17 protein-coding genes are annotated in these 21,291 nt (G+C 69.6%); 4 read left to right on the top strand and 13 right to left on the bottom strand.

What is annotated here, in order from left to right; genetic code table 11:
- Positions 1 to 724: 724 nt before the first annotated feature.
- The 4 genes from HALKA_RS0101190 to HALKA_RS0101205 form a co-directional block, all read right to left on the bottom strand.
- Positions 725 to 1,789 carry an aldose 1-epimerase gene (locus tag HALKA_RS0101190; RefSeq protein WP_018256276.1) on the bottom strand — a complete coding sequence of 355 codons (1,065 nt, stop codon included), beginning with the start codon at positions 1,787 to 1,789 and terminating at the stop codon, positions 725 to 727.
- Between the two features lie 455 nt (positions 1,790 to 2,244).
- Positions 2,245 to 2,970, bottom strand: coding sequence for a class I SAM-dependent methyltransferase (locus HALKA_RS0101195; protein WP_018256277.1), 726 nt, complete (start codon positions 2,968 to 2,970; stop codon positions 2,245 to 2,247).
- Positions 2,971 to 3,855 carry an aldo/keto reductase gene (locus tag HALKA_RS0101200; protein WP_018256278.1) on the bottom strand — a complete coding sequence of 295 codons (885 nt, stop codon included), beginning with the start codon at positions 3,853 to 3,855 and terminating at the stop codon, positions 2,971 to 2,973.
- Positions 3,856 to 3,896: 41 nt separating this feature from the next.
- A complete protein-coding gene (locus HALKA_RS0101205) occupies positions 3,897 to 4,841 on the bottom strand; it encodes an ABC transporter permease (protein WP_018256279.1) in 945 nt (314 codons plus the stop codon).
- Positions 4,842 to 5,035: 194 nt separating this feature from the next.
- Between HALKA_RS0101205 and HALKA_RS0101210 the strand changes: the two genes are divergently transcribed.
- The 3 genes from HALKA_RS0101210 to HALKA_RS0101220 are packed head-to-tail and all read left to right on the top strand — an operon-like array spanning position 5,036 to position 8,538.
- A complete protein-coding gene (locus HALKA_RS0101210) occupies positions 5,036 to 6,220 on the top strand; it encodes an ABC transporter permease (RefSeq protein WP_018256280.1) in 1,185 nt (394 codons plus the stop codon).
- Position 6,221: 1 nt separating this feature from the next.
- The gene (locus HALKA_RS18920) at positions 6,222 to 7,280 is read left to right on the top strand and encodes an ABC transporter ATP-binding protein (protein WP_018256281.1); all 1,059 of its coding nucleotides are present in this window, start codon (positions 6,222 to 6,224) and stop codon (positions 7,278 to 7,280) included.
- Positions 7,273 to 8,538 carry an oligopeptide/dipeptide ABC transporter ATP-binding protein gene (locus tag HALKA_RS0101220; protein ID WP_018256282.1) on the top strand — a complete coding sequence of 422 codons (1,266 nt, stop codon included), beginning with the start codon at positions 7,273 to 7,275 and terminating at the stop codon, positions 8,536 to 8,538. Before HALKA_RS18920 ends, HALKA_RS0101220 begins: the two co-directional genes overlap by 8 nt.
- An 11-nt stretch (positions 8,539 to 8,549) precedes the next feature.
- Here the strand turns inward: HALKA_RS0101220 and HALKA_RS0101225 are convergent, their stop codons facing one another.
- From HALKA_RS0101225 to HALKA_RS0101235, 3 genes are read right to left on the bottom strand one after another with little or no spacing between them, the layout of a single operon-like run.
- The gene (locus HALKA_RS0101225; RefSeq protein WP_018256283.1) at positions 8,550 to 9,056 is read right to left on the bottom strand and encodes a DUF7519 family protein; all 507 of its coding nucleotides are present in this window, start codon (positions 9,054 to 9,056) and stop codon (positions 8,550 to 8,552) included.
- On the bottom strand, positions 9,053 to 10,978 hold the full coding sequence (locus tag HALKA_RS0101230; protein ID WP_018256284.1) for a DUF58 domain-containing protein: 1,926 nt from the start codon (positions 10,976 to 10,978) through the stop codon (positions 9,053 to 9,055). Before HALKA_RS0101230 ends, HALKA_RS0101225 begins: the two co-directional genes overlap by 4 nt.
- Entirely contained in the window at positions 10,975 to 11,856 is an 882-nt protein-coding gene (locus HALKA_RS0101235) for a DUF4129 domain-containing protein (protein WP_018256285.1), read from the bottom strand. Before HALKA_RS0101235 ends, HALKA_RS0101230 begins: the two co-directional genes overlap by 4 nt.
- Positions 11,857 to 12,050: 194 nt before the next feature.
- On the opposite strand from HALKA_RS0101235, the gene HALKA_RS0101240 reads away from it, so the two are divergent.
- A complete protein-coding gene (locus tag HALKA_RS0101240) occupies positions 12,051 to 13,469 on the top strand; it encodes a sodium-dependent transporter (RefSeq protein WP_018256286.1) in 1,419 nt (472 codons plus the stop codon).
- Positions 13,470 to 13,484: 15 nt separating this feature from the next.
- Here HALKA_RS0101240 and HALKA_RS0101245 read toward each other — a convergent pair whose 3' ends face one another.
- The 6 genes from HALKA_RS0101245 to HALKA_RS0101270 all read right to left on the bottom strand — a co-directional run bounded on the left by HALKA_RS0101245 (position 13,485) and on the right by HALKA_RS0101270 (position 21,267).
- Positions 13,485 to 14,273 carry an inositol monophosphatase family protein gene (locus tag HALKA_RS0101245; RefSeq protein ID WP_018256287.1) on the bottom strand — a complete coding sequence of 263 codons (789 nt, stop codon included), beginning with the start codon at positions 14,271 to 14,273 and terminating at the stop codon, positions 13,485 to 13,487.
- Positions 14,270 to 15,784 carry an ABC transporter ATP-binding protein gene (locus HALKA_RS0101250; RefSeq protein WP_018256288.1) on the bottom strand — a complete coding sequence of 505 codons (1,515 nt, stop codon included), beginning with the start codon at positions 15,782 to 15,784 and terminating at the stop codon, positions 14,270 to 14,272. The genes HALKA_RS0101245 and HALKA_RS0101250 overlap by 4 nt, the downstream gene beginning before the upstream one ends.
- Positions 15,781 to 16,767, bottom strand: coding sequence for an ABC transporter ATP-binding protein (locus tag HALKA_RS0101255; protein WP_018256289.1), 987 nt, complete (start codon positions 16,765 to 16,767; stop codon positions 15,781 to 15,783). Before HALKA_RS0101255 ends, HALKA_RS0101250 begins: the two co-directional genes overlap by 4 nt.
- Positions 16,764 to 18,245 carry an ABC transporter permease gene (locus HALKA_RS0101260; protein WP_018256290.1) on the bottom strand — a complete coding sequence of 494 codons (1,482 nt, stop codon included), beginning with the start codon at positions 18,243 to 18,245 and terminating at the stop codon, positions 16,764 to 16,766. Before HALKA_RS0101260 ends, HALKA_RS0101255 begins: the two co-directional genes overlap by 4 nt.
- A 1-nt stretch (position 18,246) precedes the next feature.
- A complete protein-coding gene (locus tag HALKA_RS0101265; RefSeq protein ID WP_012807646.1) occupies positions 18,247 to 19,266 on the bottom strand; it encodes an ABC transporter permease in 1,020 nt (339 codons plus the stop codon).
- A gap of 78 nt (positions 19,267 to 19,344) precedes the next feature.
- Positions 19,345 to 21,267 (bottom strand): ABC transporter substrate-binding protein, encoded by a 1,923-nt coding sequence (locus tag HALKA_RS0101270; RefSeq protein WP_044956585.1) that lies wholly within the window; start codon positions 21,265 to 21,267, stop codon positions 19,345 to 19,347.
- Positions 21,268 to 21,291 lie beyond the last annotated feature (24 nt).

Below are 21,291 nucleotides of genomic sequence, written 5' to 3' on the forward strand. Positions count from 1 at the left end.
TGTCGAGACGAGTCCGCACGCACTGCCGATCCGTCCCGGCAGAGCCCTCCGAGACAGCACGACAATCTGTCCAGCCGACCGCACAGCCGACGGCGTCGGCGAGGAGAGTCGGTGCCGACGGTGATCTCCGCCCGACACGTTCGTTTCACAATGAGGAATAGACGGCAATCTAATGTGAGAGCGGTCGATCGACAGCCTGCCCCAGCGAGTGTGAGGGTAACTGTCGGTAGCCGCTTCCGGGGAGTACTCGTACGAACGGCACTGGACCGTCCACGTGCGCGCCGTCGGGGTCCGTTCGTCGTCCCCACCCACGGGGCAACACTCCAGGACAGGTGTCACCGCAGTACGACCCGCCGGCCCCCCAATCGGTTTCACATTATAGAACGGCGACCTCCTCCGCCGTGGACCAGTGGCGTGTGGGAGTCGTCGACCGAAGCCGACACCGAGAGCAGACGCTGCCAGCCCGCTCGGACTGTCCGTCCGTCTGTAGCGTGTCTCATCGCTCTGGCTGGCGAGGCACCGAAACGGCGACAGCCGGCAGTAACGGCCGTCTGGCACCGCGACAGACGACGTGTGACGGCGGGTCGAGCGCAAGTAGTAACGACAGTACTATCGTTACTATCAGAAGCGGCGTCGAGACTGTTATGCACTATAATGAAACAACTGGCGATACATAACGCTTACCGTGATGACTGTTGACAGTGGCGAGAACGGCGGCGTCGCGCTACTCGACGACGCCGTTCTCGACGCCAGTGACTCGCTCGCGCCCGCCGTACGTACTCGCCGTGAGCTCGACGGAGACGGTTTCGCCCGGTTCGAGGGTCTTCATGGTCCCGTTGTCGCGCTGTGCCTCCGGGTACGAGTGGCCGGGGTAGGCCGTCGTCGGTTCGAGCCCCGCGGTGTAGTTACGGCCCCAGAACGGGGACTCGTCCATGCCGCCGAAGGCCTGCCAGTACCACAGCGACTCGAAGTGCTCGGCCGGGTACGACAGCGCGAAGCCGACGTCGAGCTCGCTGTTGGTGACGGCGTACCACCCTTCGTCGACGCCCAGCAGGTACGCCTGGTCGTGGATCTCGCTGTCGGTCGGCGGAAATTCGGTGAGATCGACGTCCTCGCCGTCGACGGCCTCGGCGGTCGGCCACTCGAAGTGCTGGTCGCCCGCCAGGCGGTTGGTCTCGTGGCCCTCCGGGTAGTCGTCGATGTAGCTCTCGCCCGCGGGCACGTCGAGGCGCGCGTCGGGACCGATCAGCGGCCGGCCGAGCGCGACGTGGTGCTGCCAGGCGTATTCGAGTTCGTACTCGCCCTCGTTGGTCACCGACTCGGCCACCAACAGGCTCGACTCGTCGGCCGGCAGCGTCAGCTCTCTGGTCACCGCGAAGGGGTACCGCCGGAGACGCGTCGAGAGTTCGAGAGTGACGGCGTCGTCGTCGTCCCGCGTCACCGTCGCGTCCCACGGAATGAGCGCACTCTCACCGTGGTGGTCGTAGTGGTTGCCCGGAATCGACAGCGGGCCGCCAGCGACCGGCAGGTTCAGCTGCCAGCCGCCGGGGTAGTGCTCGTTCCACGTCATCTCCGTCGAGGGAATGACGCGGTCGCCGGGCGGGTCCCACTGGTAGTCGGCGTGGTACAGCACGTCCACGTCGGTGCGCTTGTCGCGGAACTCCAGGATGTCGCCACCCTTGCCGGGGAGCACGAGCACGCGGAGGTGCTCGTTTTCCAGAATCGCGGCGTCCATCCCGCGATACGTGAAGTCCGTCGAGACGGACGGCCGGTCGTCGAAGTATCCCATATCCATCGCTGTCGCTCGGGGGGTATAAAAATATCCCCGCATCGCGGATCGGGTCGACGGAAGTGTTATCAGATAATCTTTTATTTTGGTGTCCTATCGGAATTCTTGTAGTCAGCTATCGATCGATGCGGTCCGGCGACGGCGAACGCTACGCCGTCACTGCCGTCGTGGCGGATACAGTTTCGACAGGGGGTTTCGGGCCGTATACCTCCGTCCTGTCCCACCACCAGCCGTCGTCGAGCCGCGGAGCGTCCGCAGTGACGAGCGCCGTACCATAACGCGCACTGACCCCCCGGAGAGACGATCTCATGGCCGATTTCGCGCTGTCAAGTCGCCAGACGGAGGCGGAGTACCACGACGGGGCTCGAATGGCTGGCATCCGTTCTGAGTGTCGTCCTGTCCAGAACAGTTCTTTTTCGTAGTAGTATTTACTTTTGATATATTGGGGCCGTGCGTCACGCCGACAACCGAAACGCGAGGCTGTACATCCGACCGGCCGACTCTGAGCCGATCGCCGTCGCGAGTCGGTCGGCACGCGTTGCCAGCCGGTCGCCGAGATCACCCGGACAGCCCGCCGCGTGATCGCGGGCCGCCGCAGCGTGGGCCGACAGGTGATCCGCGGTCCAGGGGACCGGGTCAAGCAGCGTCCGCTCGCGGTCGAAGGACCACCCACCACCGACGAAGCAGCGTCTGATCGCGTCGGGCGGGTAGAACGTCAGCGCCGGCCCGCCGGTCGCAAGCTCCGCGGCGGCGTTCTCGACGGCGAACAGCTCTCTAACCGAGGCTGTCGCGGGCAACGGAGCGTAGTCGTCGATCACGAGGTGACAGCCCGGCGCTGCGACGCGGCGAAAGGTCGCCGCGACCGCCGACAGCGCGGCGGGATCGAGGACGTTACAGAGTCCGTGGGCCGTGATCAGCTCGATCGAGTCGTCGGACAGCGCCAGCGTTCGCAGGTCCGATTCGAGGACGGCCAGTCGGTCCGAGCGCGTGTCGTCGTCGGCCACCCGTTCGCGGGTCGTCCGGGCGTGTGCCCGGTCGTTCGTGACGGCGTAGACCCGCTCGGCACCGGCATCGAGGAGGCCAGCGGTCGCGTTGCCGACGCCGGCACCGGCCTCCAGACAGCGTCGGCCCTCCACCGGGCGGTCCGCGAGGGCGGTAGTGACCGTGCTGGGGACAGCCATTCAGTGGTGGAGCTGTTCGGGGACCGGGCTGTCGTCGTGGCGGACCCGCTCGATCAGCGAGCGCTGGGCGGCCTCGTCCATCTCCTCGTAGTCGGCGGCGGCTTCGAGGATCATCGTCACGAGCTTGGGGTCGCCCACACTGACAACGCTGGTGAGCCCCTGTGAGGCCGCGAAGTCGAACCGTCGCCGGATCTCGTCGGGAGCCGTGACCGGTCGGTACCAGTTCGCGAACGGGCGATCTGCTTCGGGAAGGTCGTCGGTGTCGGGCCAGGAGCCGGCGGCGAAGGCCTTGATGCCGAGCGTCCCGATGTCGGCCGCGTGGGCCCGATCGAGCACCGCCTCGTAGTCGTGGTCGCCGTCGTCTTTCGCGGCGACGACCGGGTTCAGCGGGAACATCAGCGAGTCGAGATCGTCGATGCGATCGATCGCGTCGAGGACGAGCGCCGGCTCGCTGTGACTGGTCAGCCCGATGTGGTCGATCAGGCCCTCCGCTCGGGCCTCGCGGAAGGCCCGCAGCGCGCCGTCGTCGCCGGTGATCTCGTCGAGTTCGTCGTCGTACTCCAGCCCGTGGACCTGGTAGAGGTCGATGGAGTCGACGCCGAGGCGGTCCAGCGACCGTTCGAGCATCCCCCAGGCACCCTCGTAGTCGCGTTGCTGGGTCTTGCACCCGAGGAAGATCTCCTCGCGGTGCTGGCGGAGCTTCGGGCCGAGCTTCAGCTCCGCGTCGCCGTAGGTCGGTGCCACGTCGAAGTGATTGACGCCGTAGTCGAGCACGTGTTCGACCAGCTGATCCGCGCCCTCCTGTTCGAGCCAGTTGAGCGCGATCGTCCCGAAGGTCACGACGGTGCTGTCCTGACCGGTGTCACCGAGCGGGCGTGTCTCCATACCCGAACGTGGGGCTGGGAGATGCATAAGCGTTGCAGCGCTCACCGCCCCGAATCGTCGATCCGGGGATCGAGCACGCCGTAGGAGAGGTCTTGCACGACGTTGCCGACGACGCCGACCGCGATGATGACGAGCGTCCCGCCCAGCAACACCGGGAGATCGCGCTGGTCGACGGACCGGAAGAGCAGGGAACCGAAGCCGTCGATCCCGAAGAGTACCTCGACGACGAACACGGCGAGCACGAGCAGCGCCAGCGCCTCGGTGAACACGAGCGAGAAGATCGGCACCGCCGCGTTCCGGAGGACGTGGGTCGCGACGCGACGGGAGCCGGCACCTTTGGCCCGCAGGAGGCGGACGAAGTCGGCCGAGGCGTACTCGGCGGCGTGAGCGCGGGCGTAGCTGACGACACCGCCCAGCAGCGTCGTCGCGGTGAGGACGATCGGCAGCAGATGCTCGAAGACGATCGGTGGCCGCGAGATCACGCCGGCCCGCGCCATCGACACCAGCAGTCCCCCGAGCCAGAAGTTCGGGACCGCGAAGGCGAGGTAGATCGTCCCGAGCCCGGCGCTCCCGAGGCGGCTGTCGGGGCGCAACGCGACGTAGAGCCCGACGGCGACACCGACGGCCACGGCGAGTCCGAGGGCCGGGAGCACGTACATCGCCGTCCGTCCCGCCGCCGCGAGGACGGTCCCGAAGACGGGATCGCCCGTGACGAACGAGCGCCCCCAGTCGAGTGTCACCATGTTGCCCAGCCAGTCGAGATACTGGACGACGAGCGGGCGATCCAGCCCGCGGGTCCCGAGGTACTGATCGCGGACGGCCGCGATGGCGTCCTCCTCCTCGCCGGCCCACCGGAGCGCGCCGACCTGGCGCTGTAACACCCAGTCTTCGGTGAGCGTAAACAGTCCGAACACCGCCGTCAGGACCGCCCAGGCCGCCACCCCACCGAGAGCGACACGCCAGGCGACGACGCGGAGGAACTTCATGGCGACTCCAGGTGCGTCCGCGGGTCGGTTCGACGCCGGGAGCGAGCGCGATCGGCCGTCCGAGGGGCGTTTGTGGAGGGCATCGAGAGGCCGTTTTGGCGTCAGGTGTAAAAAAACCACTCACGGAGAGGGTGTGCCCTCGAAGGAACGGATAGATTTATCAGAGTGGCTGGTACGCGTTGACACAACCCTCCATGGCAGCGCCCTCCGATCGTCACCGGTTCGAGCGCGTCGACTGGTCAGCGGTCGACGCCACAGGACGTACCGTCACCCCAGAGCGAACGATCCTCGCCGTCGGGCTCCTGGTCGTCGCAGCCCTCTGGCTGTACGACCGGTACGTGGCCCACGTCTACCTCGTCGCCGACTGGGCCGTGACGCCGGTCGACTGGGCCGTGATGGCCGGCCTGGTCGTACTGACCGCCTACGGCGTCGTCCCCGCGGTGGGGAACCGCGAGGCGACCCTGCGCGTCGCCAGCGCGATACGAGATCGGCCGGTGCTGGTCGCGGCGCTTTGCTTCCTCGGCGGTCTCTTCGTCGTCGGCACCGTCCTGCCGCTCGTACTGGGCCGACCGGACCTCAACTTCGGATACGCCTACCAGCCGCCGCTGGGCTTTGCAGCCGACGCCGGCTGGAGCCCGAACTGTGCCGGCGAGATCCGACAGGGAGCGGGGATCCAGCGGTACTGCGAGGGGTCGCTCCAGGCACCGCTGGGGACCAACGGTCGCGGCCAGCTCGTCGGATCCCTGCTGGTGTCGGGCGCACGCGTCGCCACCTACGTCGTCGTGTTCGCCCTGGCGTTCGTCGTCCCGCTGGCGACCGCGGTCGGGGTCACGGCGGGTTTCCGTGGCGGCCGCCTCGACGACGTGTTACGGACCTACGTCGACGTACAGCTTTGCATCCCGGCGATCTTCCTCTACTTCGTCGGCTACATGTACGTCGGCGCGTCGCTCGCGCTCCTGCTGGCGACGTTCGGGCTGTTGAGCTGGGGGCCGGTCGCGCGGCTGGTGCGCAGCGAAGTGCTCCAGCGCCGCGAGGACGGCTACGTCGTCGTCGCGCGCAGCCTCGGCGCGTCCGACTGGTACGTCGCCCGGCGGCACGTCCTCCCGAACGTCACGAACACGCTCGTGCCCGCCGTCGTCCACCTCGTCGCGCTACTCATCGTCGCAGAGGCCGGGGTCGCCTTCCTCGGCTTCTCCGACGTGGAGCTGTACTCCTGGGGCTCGACCATCGCCGAGGGGCTGAGTCCGGACCGCGGGACGGCCCACCAGGTGTGGTGGGTCTCGACGGTCCCCGCGGTCGCGCTGGCCGCGACCGTCGTCTCCCTGAAGCTCGTCGGCGACGGGCTCCGCGACGTGCTGGATCCGCGAGGTGAGCACTGAGATGTCGGGCGACCACTCCGATCCACCGACGGAGCCGCTGCTCGCGGTCGAGGACCTCCGAACGCACATCCACGCCGATCACGGGACCGTCCGTGCCGTCGACGGCGTGAGCTTCGCCGTCGACCGCGGCGAGGCGGTCTGTCTCGTCGGCGAGTCCGGCAGCGGCAAGAGCGTCACCTGCGAGTCCCTGACCGGCATCGTCCCACGGCCCCCCGCAGAGATCGTCGACGGCTCTGTTACCTTCGACGGAATCGACCTCCGGGCCGACGACACCGATCAGTCGTCGATTCGGGGCGCGCGGATCGGCCACGTCTTCCAGAACCCCCAGCACGCCCTCGACCCCGTCTACTCGGTCGGCGACCAGCTCGTCGAGGCGATCACGATCCATCGAGCGTTCGAGGAGGCGACGGCACGAGAGCGGGCGATCGACCTCCTGGGGCGCGTCGGCATCCCTCGGGCGGCCCAGCGCGTCGACGACTACCCCCACGAGTTCTCCGGCGGGATGGCCCAGCGCGTCGCCGTCGCGATCGCGCTGGCCGCGGAGCCGGACCTGCTGATCGCCGACGAGCCGACGACGGCGGTCGACGTGACCGTGCAAGCCCGCCTGATCGACCTGCTTCGGGGGCTGCTTGACGACGGGATGGCGCTGCTGTTGATCACCCACGATCTGCGCGTCGTCGCCGCGCTGGCCGATCGCGTGCTCGTGATGTTCGGCGGGACGATCGTCGAGCGCGGCCCCGTCGAAGCGGTGTTCGACCGGCCGGCCCACCCGTACACGCAGGCGCTGTTCGACAGCTACGACGGGACGACGCGACTCGCCGAACGGCCGTCGCGAGACGAGTTGCCCGCCGACGGCTGTCGCTTCCGCGCGGAGTGTCCCCACGCCGTCCAGTCGTGTGCCGGCGGTGAACAGCCCGGATTCCACGCGGTGAGCGACGGCGCGAGCAGCGACGACCACGCCGCTTCGTGTGTCTACTACGGCGACGGCTACGACGCCGAGCAGATCCGATCCGCGGGCCGTGCCGTCCAGCAGAGCGCGACGGGGGACGACGATGACTGAGCGACCCGACACCGGGGACGAGCCGCTGCTCGCGGTCGAGGAACTGGAACGCCACTACCCGATCACCGAGGGGTGGCTCCGCCGCGAGGTCGGACGCGTCAGGGCCGTCGACGGCGTGAGCTTCGAGATCCGCGAGGGCGAGGCGTTCGGGCTGGTCGGCGAGTCCGGCAGCGGCAAGACGACGCTCGCTCACACCCTGCTGGGGCTCGAAGAGCGGACCGACGGCACCGTCCGCTTCGACGGCGACCCGATTAGCGAGCTCTCCGATGCGGAACGGCGGTCGTTCCGCCGCCGCGTCCAGCTCGTCGTACAGGACCCCAACGAGGCGTTCAACCCACGCATCCGGGTCGGGGAGGCGGTCGCGGAGCCGCTCGCGCTCAACGGCATGGACGACGGCGACCGGCGACGGGCGATCGTCGAGGACCTGCTGGAGCGAGTCGGCCTCGACGCCGCGGACACCGACCGCTACCCCCACGAGTTCTCGGACGGGGAGAAACAGCGCCTCGCGATCGCCCGCGCGCTGGTCGTCGACCCGGACCTGGTCGTGGCCGACGAGCCCACCAGCGCGCTGGACGCGCGGGTCAAGTCGGACATCCTCGCGCTGCTCGAAGCGGTCCGCCGAGAGTTCGACGTGTCGCTACTCTTTGTCAGCCACGACATCGACGTCGTCCGACGGTTCTGTGATCGCGTCGCGGTGATGTACCTCGGCGAGATCGTCGAGCGAGGACCTACCGACGAAGTGCTCGACTCGCCCGCTCATCCCTACACGGAGGTCCTGCTGGGCTCCGAGCCCAGCCTCGATCCGTCGGATCGCTCGCTCGTCCGTCCGCTCACGGACACGATTCCCGATCCCGCTGACCCGCCGAGTGGCTGTCGCTTCCACACGCGCTGTCCCGCCGTCATCGGCCCAGACGCGCTCTCGGCGGCGACGTGGGAGCGGCTGGCGAGCTTCCGCTTTACCGTCCAGACGGGCGAGCTTCCGGCGGCGATCGACCTCGCCGACCCGCCCGACCGGGCGACGATTCGGTCGGTCTTCGACCTACCGGGGGCGATCGACGACGAGGCGATCGCCGAGGGGGTCGACGACGCCGTGGCCGCGCTCGCGGACGGCGACCTCGACCGGGCGGCCGAGCGACTGGCGGCCGTCCTCCCCAGCGTCTGCGAGCAGCAGGTCCCGGAGACGGTCACCGTCGCCGGGCGGCCGGTCCAGTGTCACCGGCACGATCCGTCGATCGACGCCGAACCGCGGTCGGAGTAGACCGGACCCACTCACCCGCCCCGCGCCGCCAGCGCACCCGCCAGACACAGCGCCGCGACGAGCAGGAAGACGGGGACCGTCAGGGGTTGGCTTCCGAGACCGAGCTGGTAGATCGACCAGCCGATGGCCGCGGCGAGGCCGCCGACCAGCGCCGTCCCACCGGCGTGGACGAGTTCGATCCGGGCCGTCGTGGCCGACCGACCGAGCTGTGCCCCCAGGTCGATCGCCGTCCCGGCGCTGTCCCAGGCCAGGACCGTCGCGACGGCACCGACGAGCAGCGCCGTCACCGGTGCGCCCTGGACGCCGGCCGCGAGGACGCCGACGAACAGCGCCGCGGCCCCGGTCGAGACGGCGTCGTGTCGTGCGAGGGCGACGCCCGCGAGGACCAGTCCGACGCCGACGCCACCCACGGCGAGCGCGATCCACGAGACGGCCCCGGCGGCCGCGAGCGCGACGAGGGCGGCGAGCACCGCGAGCGCGCTGCCGGTCCGGGTCGGCGATCGGTCGATCCCGGTCATTGCGACCACCTCGTCCGGGCCAGGGCCACCGGCAGCGACTGCGCCCACGGCCAGTCGACGACGGGGATCCCGGCGGCCCGGAGGTCGGCGATCCGGAAGCGCCGCGCCACCGTCGCGAGCTGGCCGGCCCCGGAGGCCGTCGTCGTCGGGTCCGGGCTGACGACGGTCACGAGGTGGCCCCCGGCGTCGAGCTGGCGGGCGACGGTGGCGACGGCGGGCGAGCACAGCGGCGAGAACAGGACGACCTGCGCGTCGCCGGGCAGTTGGCTCCGCAGGGCGGCGAGCCAGCCGAACGGCAAGACGCTCTCGGGCGTCTCGCCGGGAGCGAGCGCGGGATGGGTCGCGAGCAGCTCCCGGCCCCGAACGCGGTGAGCGTCGCCCGCACCCGGCGCGAGCCAGCAGTCGCGAGCCCCGAGCGCGGCGATGCCGACGCGGTTGCCGTCGTCGAGCAGCGTCGCGAACAGTCGGCTCGCGGCGTCGACGGAGCGCTGGACGGCGGTCTGGCCCCGCTGTGAGGGACCGACCGCGGCCGCCTCGTCGCGGTCGATCACCAGCACCACCGTCGCGGATCGCTCCTCGCGAAACTCCAGGGTCGCCAGCTCACCGGTTCTGGCGTGACGGTTCCAGTCGATCCGCGACAGCGGGTCCCCCGAGCGGTACGCGCGCGTTGCGAAGAACTCGACGCCCTCGCCGCCGGTGGCGGTCTCGACGCGCCCGGTGTGGCGAGTGGGCTGGCGGCGCAGCGGCACCGGTTCGTCGATCGGCCGGAGCGGCGGGACGCAGGTGATTTCCGTCGTCGTCGCGGGCTCGACGGCCTGTTCGCGTTCGACGCTGCCCGACAGCGTTCGGACGAGGACCTGCGAGGGACCGAACTCGTGGCGACCGCGCTCGGCCGCCACCTCGTAGGTGACCGTCGCACTGGCCCCCGGCCACAGCGCCGTCCCGAGCCGCGGGGACCCCTCGACCACGGAGAGGGCGGGCGGAACGCCGTCGACGAGGCGCAGATCCCACACCGGGCGCTTGCCCTCGTTGGTGACGGTCAGCGTCACCGTGACGGGCTCGTCGGGCTCCGGATCCGCCGGCTCGACGGTGCGCTCGACCGAGAGCGTCGGCGCGGAGAGCGTCCGCTGGCGGGCGGCGGCCGCGTAGGCGATCCCGACGACGGCGACGAGGACGACGCCCGCTCGCTCGGCGAGCACGCCGACGCCGAGCGCCGCCAGCGCGGCCGCGCTGATCCCTCGCCAGTGTCCCGTCGAGCGCGTCGTCGGTGTCGGATCCGCGACGGCGCTGGCCCGGTCGAGCCCCGCGTCCCGGCCGTCGAGCGATCCGACGACCCTGTCCAGTCCCGGCAGGGGGGAGCCGTCGCGGTCGTCGGTGTCGACGCCGGCCGTCTCGGCGATCGCGCGGGCGGTGCGCTCGATGCCCTGCCAGTAGGCCGACTGCCCGCCCAGGCGCGTGCGGAGTCGGTCGGTGAGCGGGAGCCGCGAGCGCTCGTCTGCGAGGAACTCGGCGGCGACTGGATCGTCGGTCCAGGTGCCCCGCTCGATCGCCTCGCGGGCCGTCGCTTCATTGTCGCCCCGGTAGCGCGTCAGCACTTCAGTGGCCACGCGCCGGAGTTGCTTCCGGCGGCGGTCGGCCGTCCCGTAGTGCGTGGGGTCGAACGCCGCCAGCACGGCGTCCAGCTCTTCGCCCGGCGACGCGACAGCGGGCGGTTCCTCGGGCGTCGCCGTCTCGGCGCGCCGTCTGGGGCTGTGGCGGCGTCCCTGCACGACGCGAATCGCCGCGGCGGCCGCCAGCAGACCGATCGCGACGACGGCGTAGCGCTGGACGCCGAGCCCGAACAGCCCCGGCGCGGCGAGCGCTCCGACGCCGACCGCGAAGGCCACGAGCCCGACGGCCGCGAGGAGACGCCCGCGGCTCACGGCTCGCCCTCCGCGTACCGGGACTCGATCCGGCGCAGCAGTTCGACCGCCCGCCGTTCGTCGTCCCCGTCGATCTCCCCGTCGTCGTACCGGGCCCGCTCGAAGAGGTCGGTCAGGGCCGCCACGTCGTCGGCGCTCAGCCCCGACTCGACGGCGACGCGCTCGAACTCGCGGGCCGTCGTCGTCTCCGGGTCGGCCACGTCGAGCCGGGCCGTCATCTCGCGGAAGGCGCGGTAGACCTCGTTGTCCACCGCGGTCGTCTCCTCGATGCGGTCCGCCGCTCGACCGGCGGCCCGCCCGACCGCGACGGCCGCCCTCGTCTCGTCGTCGTCCGGGTCGGTCCGGTCGTCGCGGTCGGCCGGTCGTCGGTTCGCGGCGACGGCGATCCCGACCACCGCGACAGCGATCACCGCCACGAGTGCGATCGACAGCACCGACGGCTCCGTCTCCGTGGAGCCGCCGCCGCCCGCACCCACGCTGACGTTGTCGGTGCCGGGGACGCCGCTGCTGGACGGCTTCGGGAGGGGATCGAAGGGGACGCCCTGTAGCAGGACAGCCAGTACCAGCGAGAGAACGAGGACCGGGACGGCGACCCGGAAGAGCGATCGCCAGTGCCGGTACAGCCCCCAGAGAGCGACCAGTGCGAACAGGACGGCGAGGAGCGCGATCAGCTCCGCGAGCAGGGGCACGTCGAGCAACTGGGGAAGCGGCTCGGTCGAGCGTGCGGGAATGCCGCCGCCCTCGCCGATCCCCGCTCCGCCCGCCCCGTCGCCGCCGGGCTCTCGCTGGCGGGCCGTGGGGAGGGTCCGAGCGGTCAGTGCGACTGCGACGACCGCGAGCAGTCCCAGGGCGGCGTCTCGGAGTCGGTCGCGTGACACAGTGGGTGAAAGTGCGCAGAGTGGTATAAAACATCACGGCGACCGCTCCACGGCGTCGCCGCCGGGGATGTCAGATCGAGCGTCTGTTCGCTCGGTCCGGATATCACGGGTACGTCACCTGGCGACAGTCTCTGGGCCGGGCACGCGCCGAACCAACACCGCTTTACTTCCCCGATAGACAGATCTGTACACGAATGGCTACACGTGACTCGTGGGTATCGAACGTCGGATTCGTGCTCGCCTCCGTCGGCAGTGCGGCCGGGCTGGGGAACCTCTGGCGGTTCCCGTGGCTGACGGCCGGCAACGGCGGGAGCGCGTTCCTCCTCGTCTACCTGCTCATCGTCGTCGGCGTCGGCGTGCCGGGACTGCTCGCGGAGTTCGTCCTCGGCCGACTGGGTCGACAGACCCCCGTCGGCGCGCTCCGGTCGCTGACCGGCTCGCGCTGGGGGTCCGTACTCGGTGGGTTCAACGTCCTCACGACGCTCGTGATCCTCTCGTTCTACTCGGTGGTCGGCGGGTGGATCCTCCGCTATCTCCTGGTGTCGCCGACGGGGGCGTACTTCGACCAGCCCCAGCAGTACTTCGGGGCGGTCAACTACGGCCTCGAAGCCGTCGGGTTCCACCTGCTCTTTCTGGGGATCGTCGCCGGGATCGTCTTCTTCGGCGTGAGCGGCGGCATCGAGCGCGTCTCGAAGGTGATGCTCCCCGGCGTCGTCCTGTTGCTCGTCGGCCTCGCGGCGTGGACGGCGACACAGCCCGGCACCGCCGACGGCTACGCCTTCTACCTCGGGTTCGACGCCGACTACCTGGCGGCGAACTTCCTTCGCGTGCTCGGACCGGCGGCCGGACAGGCGCTGTTTACCCTCTCGCTGGGTGCGGGCGTCATGTTGACCTACGCCTCGTATCTGGACGAGGACGCGTCGCTCCCGCGTGACACGCTCGTCATCGCGATCTCGAACACGGTCATCGGCGTCCTCGCGGGACTGGTCGTCATCCCGCTGCTGTTCTCGCAGGGGATCGATCCCGGACAGGGCGGTCCGGGTGCGCTGTTCGTCGCGCTCGCGCGAGCGTTCGCGTCGCTGCCCGGTGGCACACTCGTCGCGACGGCCTTCTTCGCGGCCGTGCTGATGGCCGCCGTGACGAGCGCAATCAGCCTGCTGGAGACGCCGGTCGCGACCCTCGTCGACACCGTCGGCGTCCCGCGACGCCGGGCGACAGCCCTGATCACGGCACTGCTGGCGGCCACCGGCAGCGGGCTGGCGCTGGCCAGCTCGATCTTCGAGTTCGTCTCCGGAACGCTCGCGGATCTGCTGTTGACCGTGGGCCTGTTCGCCTTTCTCGCGATCGTCGCCTGGCTCCTGCGTGGCGAGGCGCTCGCGGAGTTTCGCGCCGGAGCCGGTCGGTTCGACGCGCTCGCGGTGCCGTGGCTGCTGACGGTCAGCTGGGTGTTGCCCGTCGTCGTCCTCTTCTCGCTGACGAACACGCTCGCGACGCTGGCGGGCGTGTCGCTCGGATTCGGCGGGCGAGCGGTCGTCGCCGTCCTCGGCACCGTCGGCTGTCGGCTGGCGCTCGGACTGCGAACCACCGATAGAACGAGTGCCGTCGAGGGGTAGGTCCGCGACGAGGCGCTACGCCCCGTCGATCGCCCGTGCGGCGTCGAGCACCGCGTCGTGGAGCGGGCCGTTCGACGCGACCACTCCGCGCGCGTCGTGGGTCCAGCGGTCGCCGCCGAGGTCGGTGACGCGCCCGCCGGCCTCGCGGACGAGGTGGACCCCGGCGATCGTGTCCCAGGGGTTCGTCTCGACGTTCGTGATCACGCCGTCGAGCTCGCCGGCCGCGACCCGCCCGAGCGCGGCCTGTGCCGAGCCCGGGCGCTTCAGGTCGCCGAACCGCTCGACGATGGCTCGCGTCGCGCGGGCGTACTCCTCGCGGCGGTCCATCGGCCACCAGATCGTCGGGCAGACGATCGCCCGCTCGGGGTCGGTCCGGTCGCTCGTCGCGACCCGAGTCCCGTTCAGTGCGACGCCGCCGTCGACGGTCCGGTAGGTGTCGTCCATCGCCGGGAGGACGTTGGCCGCGGCGACTGGTTCGCCGTCCGCGACGAGAGAGACGCTCGTCGTGAAACAGCGCCCGCCCCGGACGTAGTTGTGGGTCCCGTCGATCGGATCGACGACCCACGCGCGGCCGGTCTCGGGGACGGACTTCGCCGCCCCCGACTCTTCGCCGACGAGCGTCGCGTCGGCGTCCGCCTCGTCGACGACCGCCGCGACGGCCGCCTGTGCCTCGCGGTCGGCGCGAGTCACCACGTCGGTCTTGCCCGACTTCGTCTCGACGGCGAGGTCGCGGCGAAAGAGGTCGTGTGCGCGCTCGGCACCCGCCCGAGCGGCCCGGAGCGCGAGGGCGTCCGGATCGCTCACGGCTCGTCCTCCTGGCGGGCGCGGATCGTCTCGGCGACGCCGTCGTACTCCGCCTCCTGGCGGAGACACTGGCTCGTTCGATCCTCGCCGCCGTCGTAGGGCTCGGGGTGTTCGCGGTCACACCGCGACCCGAAGGCTTCTCGGAGCTGTTCGGCCGCCGCGTCGTCGTCGCCGCCGGCAGCCAGCTCCACCGCCGCGTCGACGGTCGACTGGGCCGCCGGTGGGAGGTCGTGGTCCGCCAGCAGATCGGAGACGGTCTCTCGGAGGTCCTGACCGGCCACGTCGAGCCCGATCAGTCGCTTGATCGTCTCGGCCGCGGACGCCTCGGCGCGGGCTCGCGTCCGGAAGACGACGCGGAGTTCGTCCAGGGCGCGCCAGGTCCGCTCGGGCAGGTCGTAGTCGTCGGGCCGGATCTTCGCCGGACACCGCGTCGCGAACGGACAGCCGGCGGGCGGATCCCGGGGGTTCGGCGGCGAGCCGCGCAGCGTGATTCGCTCGCCGGTCCACGGGGAACCACTCCCCGGAATGGCCGACAGCAAGGAGACGGTGTAGGGGTGGTGGGGATCGGCGTAGACCGACTCCGTGGGCCCCAGTTCGACGACGTTGCCGAGGTACATCACGGCGACGCGGTCGGCGATGTGGCGCACGATCGAGAGGTCGTGGGCGATAAAGAGGTAGGTCAGCCCCATCTCGTCTTGCAGGTCTTCGAGGAGGTTGATGATCCGGGCCTGGACTGACACGTCCAGTGCCGACACCGGTTCGTCGAGGACGACGAACTCCGGTTCGAGCGCGAGCGCGCGGGCGATGCCGATGCGCTGGCGCTGCCCCCCGGAGAACTGGTGGGGGTACCGGTAGAAGTGCTGCTCGGAGAGCCCGACCCGGTCGAGGAGGTCGAAGGCGCGATCGCGCCGGATCTCCGCTCGTGACTTCTCGACGGTGACGTCGACCGTCGGCGCGTCGCCGCTCCGGTCGACGGCGGCGGTGACCGCATCGGCCGACAGCGGTAGTTCGTCCCGAACCGTCACGTCGCCGTCGAGGCCGACCGTGAGATCGACCGTCTCGTCCGGCTCGGCCGGTCTGACACCACTGCCCCGGACCGTCGCATCGCCCTCGACGGCGACAGTCAGGACCGGCCAGTCGTGTGCCTTCAGGGGTTCCTGGACGATCTCGCCGATCGTCATTCGGTCGTTGAGACTCTCCTCGGGATCCTGAAACACCATACCGACGCGGCGCTGCCAGTCGCGAGCCTGTTCGGCGTCGAACTCGGTCACGTCCTGTCCGTCGGCCTCGACGACGCCGTCGGTCGCGTCCGCGAGCCCGATGATCGTCCGCCCGAGCGTCGTCTTCCCGCTGCCGGACTCGCCGACGAGACCGACCGTCTCGCCTTCGCGGATGTCGAGGTCGACGCCGTCGACAGCTCTCACCGGGGGTTTCGCGCCGACGATGCTGTCGTCGTGGTAGTAGGTCTTCAGCGACTGGACCGAGACGACGGGGTCTTCGCGGGCCGTCACTGTCGCTCACCCCCGTCGCTGCGGGCCGGATCGTGGAGGAGACACGCTGCCGACCGATCCCCGTCGAGCGAGACGTGCTCGGGGGCCACGGAGCGACAGTCCTCGAAGGCCTCGGGACACCGGGGCGCGAACCGGCAGTCGGTCGCCGGTCCCGTCGGCGTCGGTACCTCTCCCTCGATGGTGGGGAGGCGCTCGTCCGGGTCCGTCCGCCCCGGAATGCTCTCCAGGAGCGCCCGCGTGTAGGGGTGGGCCGGGTGGTCGAACAGCGCCTCGGTGGGCGCACGCTCGACGACCTCGCCCGCGTAGATGACGTTGACCCAGTCGGTCGCGTCCTCGATGACGCCCATGTCGTGGGTGATAAAGAGGATCGCGAGGTCCTGCTCTGCCTGTAGCTCCGCGAGCAGGTCGAGGATCTGGGCCTGGATCGTCACGTCCAGTGCCGTCGTCGGCTCGTCGCAGACGAGCAGGTCCGGGTCACAGGCCAGCGCCATCGCGATGACGGCCCGCTGGGCCATCCCGCCCGAGAGCTGGTGGGGGTACTCGTCGACGCGTCGCGGTGCGTCAGGAATCCCCACGTCCTCCAGCAACTCGATGGCGCGGTCGGTCGCTGCCCGGCCGCGCAGGTCCTGGTGGATGCGCAGGGCCTCCTCGATCTGGTTGCCGATCGTGTAGACGGGGTTCAGCGAGTTTGTCGGGTCCTGGAAGACGATCGCGATGTCGCCGCGGTGGTCCGCCCAGTTGTCCTCGGTGAGGTCCTCGCCGCGGTACAGGATCTCGCCGCCCTCGATCCGGCCGGGTTCGTCGACGAGTCCGAGGATCGACCGGGCGGTGACGGACTTGCCCGACCCCGACTCGCCGACGAGGCCGACCGTCTGACCCTCGCGGATCTCGAAGGTCACGCCGTCGACGGCGTGGATCCGCTCGCGCTCGGTGTGGAACACGACTTCGAGGTCCCGCACCGACAGCAGTGGCTCGTCGCTCACGCGCCGCCACCTCGACCGGCGGCGGCCCCGTCGTCGGCGTCCGATCCGGCGGCGTCCGAACGGGGGTCGATGGCGTCACGGATCCCGTCGCCCAGCGCGTTGAAGCCCGTGACCACCAGCGTGATGAGCAGCCCCGGAATCAGCGAGATGTGCCACGAGCCGGTGTCGACGTACTCCTGGCCGAGGTTGACCGCGCGACCCCACTCCGGGGTCGGCGGGGAGACGCCGAGTCCCAGGAAGGAGAGCCCGGCGATGGCGATGATCGCCCCGCCAAGCGTCATCGACCCGTAGATCAGCAGGTAGCCCGTGATGTAGGGCAACATGTGCTGGCGCATGATCGTGCGGGGGCGCTGCCCGAAGCTCTTTGCCGCGTCGATCCACTGTCGTTCCGAGACCTGTAGTGCGGGTCCGCGCAGCGAGCGCCACATGTACGTCCAGCCCGTGAACGCGAAGATCAGCGCCAGTAAGAAGGCACCGCTGTACAGCCCCGCCACCCAGGTGTCTTTGAGCACCGTCGTGAGCATGATCAACAACAGCAACTGCGGCATCGCCATCACCCCGTCGGAGACGAGCACCATCCCGAGGTCGACACGGCCCTTGTAGTACGCGCCGATCAGCGCCAGCGACGTGGCGACGCCGACGCTGAGCCCGACCGACAGCAGGCCGATCACCAGCGAGATGCGCGACCCGACGGCGATAAACGTAAAGAGGTCTCGCCCGGTCGGGAGCGTCCCGAACGGGTGGAAGCGCCCGAAGTCGTCGTACTCCATCGGTCCGACGCGTTCCTCGCCGTCGCCCCGAGACTGGGACGCGAGGTTGGCCTCGCCGACGAGGATCGTCTCGACGGAGTCGGTCTCGGCGTCCCAGTAGGTGAGTTCGTTGTCGTAGGAGTTGCGCATGTTCTTGTCGACGGTCGTCGGTCCGAGCGCGGGGGCGAACACCGCCATGACGACGAACATGAACACGACCGCCAGTCCGAACAGCCCCCAGCCGTGGTTGCGGAACCGATCGATCACGTCGTCTCGGGGCGTCCAGTCGGCCGCCCGGTACTCGCGGCGGTAGAGCCGGTAGCCGAGCACCGCCCAGCCCGCGACCGCGAGCGCGTAGAGGTAGACCAGGGCGACGCGAATCCCCCAGGCGACCTCCGGCCGGAGCCCGAGGAACGTCCCGACCCACCGCTGGCCGTTCCAGTACCCCTCGTTGGGGACGGTCTCGCGGGACAGCAGCGTCGGGAGCTGGCGGGCCGCGGCCTCGATCCCCTCGACGAAGCCGACGCCGGGGAGGGACGCGGCCGCCAGTGTGTCACTCAGGATTGCCACGAGGAACGTCGCGAGCGCACCGACTTCGAACGCGAGCAGTCCAGCGCCCAGACCGACCCAGACGAGCGTCGGCGACTCGGTCGGCAGGATCGTCGACGCCGTCTCCGGCGTGACCTCGTCGTCGGCGGCGTCCGAAGACGGCCCGTGTGCGCCCGCCATCTCAGGCCCCCTCCAGTCCGACCCGCGGATCGATCACCGTGTACAGCACGTCCTGCAGGAGGTTGACGCCGACGATCAACAGGATGAACACGTACATCAGCGTCCCGACCAGCGGGAGGTCTCCCTGTGTCGCGGCGTTGAAAAAGAGGAGCCCGATCCCGTTGATGCTGAAGACGGTCTCGACGAGGACGCTGCCGCCGATCAACAGGAACGCCTCGCTGGTGATGATCGGGACCAGCGGAATCAGGGCGTTCCGGAAGATGTGCTTCCAGACCAGCGCCCGTTCGGAGACGCCCTTGGCTCTCGCGAGATCGACGTAGTCCTCGTTGCGCACCTCGAGGACGGCCGTGCGGCCGATCCGCATCTCGTTGCCCATCGAGGCCGAGCCGAGGACGATCGCCGCCGGGAGCACCTTCTTCGTCGCCGCGAGGAAGCCCTCGACGGTGTGGAGCCGCGAGAGGTCGGGACTGCCGGTCAGAGCGTCGAGTTCGATCCACAGCGACTGCCAGTCGAAGCCGAAGATCGCCTGTGAACTGCCGAGCACGGCCAGCAGCATGATCCCGAGCCAGAAGTTCGGCATGGCGCGCCAGACGATCCCGCCCATCGATGCGACGTAGTCAGACGCCGTGTTCGAGCGCATCCCCGCGTAGAAGCCGAGCGGAACGCCGATACACACTGCGATCAGGACCGACCAGAACCCGAGCCACAGCGTCCGAGGCAGGAAATCGAGAATCAGGGCGTTCACGTCCGAGCCCTGGTACAACAGCCACGTCTGCCCCAGATCGAACGTCAGCAGACTCCCCATCCAGTCGAAGTAGTGCTGGAGCGGGGGCTGATCGAGCCCGAGCTGGGTCCGTGCGGCCTCGTAGGCCGCCGGGTTCTGTGTCTGGCCCTCACTGAGCAGTCGCGTCGCCGGATCGATCGGCCCCAGATAGATGATCGCCCACGTCATCGTCGTCCCGAGCCAGACGACCGGGACGGACAGCGCCACCCGTTTGGCGATGTATCGGAGTCGGCTCACGGTCGTTCACCCCGGCCGCGGTACCCCATCGCCCGAACGAAACCATATCCTCGAAGATACATGTATGAGAGCAGTCGGTTACTCGCCTTTCGTGACCTGATCGAACGTCTGGTTGCCCATGACGCCGTGCATCTCGACGTCGACGTACTCCTGCCAGAACCGCTGTGCGACGGGGTTGACCGTCGGGAGTTCCTGGACGGAGGCCCAGTTCATCTCCTCGACGGTCTGGAAGGCCTCGTTGCGAGACTGCTGGGTCGAGTCGTCGGGCTGGTACTTGTTCTCCCAGGCGTCCATCGCGGTCTGGCGGTACTCCTCGGTGTAGAAGCTGCCCTCGGCTCCCCAGCGGGTGAACTGCGAGCCGGGGTTGTTCCCCCAGAGGAATCGCAGGAAGTTCTGTGGGCCGGGGTACTCCATCCCGTCGCCGAGGCCGAACACTTCCATGTCGCCGTTGATCGCGCGGCTGATGATCGTCCCGAACTGGGACTCCTCGATGCTCATGTCGATGTAGGCCGACCGGAGCTTCGACTGGAGGCGGGTGAACACGGAGCCGTAGGCGCTGTCGCCCGCGATCGTCGTCGCGGTGATCTCGTAGCGGTCGTTCTCGCCGTAGCCCGCCTGCTCCATCACCGACCGGGCCTCGTCCAGTAGCGTCTCGCCGTAGCCGTACGGGTAGCCGTCGGCCCCGAACTCGGTGACCGACTGATAGCCGTTCTCGGCGTGGCGGTCGTACGTCTCGGCGCTGCCGACGCCGTCCTCGAAGGTCGGGTACGCCGCCGGCGGCGTCATGTGGTAGGCCGGCTGTCCGGTGCCCTTGTAGACGTTCTTCGCGATCTCGTCCTGGTTCATCGCGTAGGCGAACGCGCGCCGGACCGGGAGCGGGACCTCCAGACAGTTGAACACGATGTACTCGGTTCGGAGCGCCGGAATCTCGCCGTAGTTGACCGTCGTGCCGTCGTCGAAGGTGTAGGTCCCGACCGATCGGCTCCCGCTGGTCTCCTCGATGGAGACGCTGTCGGGGTTGAACGCGGCGGTCGAGATGTCCTCTTGCATGAGGTCGGCGTTCCCGTTCTGGAAGCGGCTAAAGCGCGTGTTGGCGCTCTCGACGACGGTGATCGTGACGCCGTCGAGTTCCGGACCCTCGCCGTAGTAGTCGTCGAAGGCCGTCAGGCGGAGCGCGTCGCCCTTGTTCCACTCGTCGACTTCGAACGGACCGAGGCCGGCGTAGGCGGGGCCGTCGCCCGCCGTACTGAAGAACTCGTTGTACTCGTACTCCCCGTCGTACCCGTCGACGTCGCCGACCGAGCCGGCGGGGAGGATCGCGAACGTGCCTCCGGCGATCTGTGAGAGGGTGTACTGGAACGGCGAGGCGAGGGTGAACTCGAACGTGTAGTCGTCGACGGCGTCGACCGCGAGCGAGCCGGGGACGTAGTCGGTCAGGGTCTCCTCGTCCGCGGGCTCGGTCCGGGACGCGTCCTTCTCGTGGTCGATCGTCATCGTCTCGCCGATGATGTCGTCGCGGTTCCGAGAGTTCTCGGAGCCGGCGAGACGACGGAACGAGTAGGCCACGTCCTCGGCGGTGAGTTCGGTCCCGTCGTGGAAGGAGACGCCCTGTTTGAGCTGGAAGGTGTATGTCAGCCCGTCGTCGGACATCGAGTAGTCCTCGATGACCGCACCTTCCGGCGGGTACTCCCCGTTCGGGAAGTCGAGCAGGGAGCTGCCGTACTGGTTGAACCCGACGCCCGACCCCTTGGCGTTGATCGGGTCGAGCGTCTGAACTGGCCCCGGAGACATCATCTGGAGCGTGTTGCTCACCGACGACGTGCTGTCGTCGGAAGCGTCGGAGGGCTCGGCGGACTCGTCGCCGCCGTCGTCCGTGCTGTCGGTCGGTTCGTCCGTCGCGGTGGACTCTTCGGACGGGCCACTGGAACAACCTGCGAGCGCTGTGGCTGCACCGGCACCAGCAACCGTCAGAAAGCCTCGCCGCGTCGTATCCTCAGGCATCACGTCCATCTGTCTAACCCGTAG

The organism is Halomicrobium katesii DSM 19301 (assembly GCF_000379085.1).
GTDB classification, from domain to species: domain Archaea; phylum Halobacteriota; class Halobacteria; order Halobacteriales; family Haloarculaceae; genus Halomicrobium; species Halomicrobium katesii.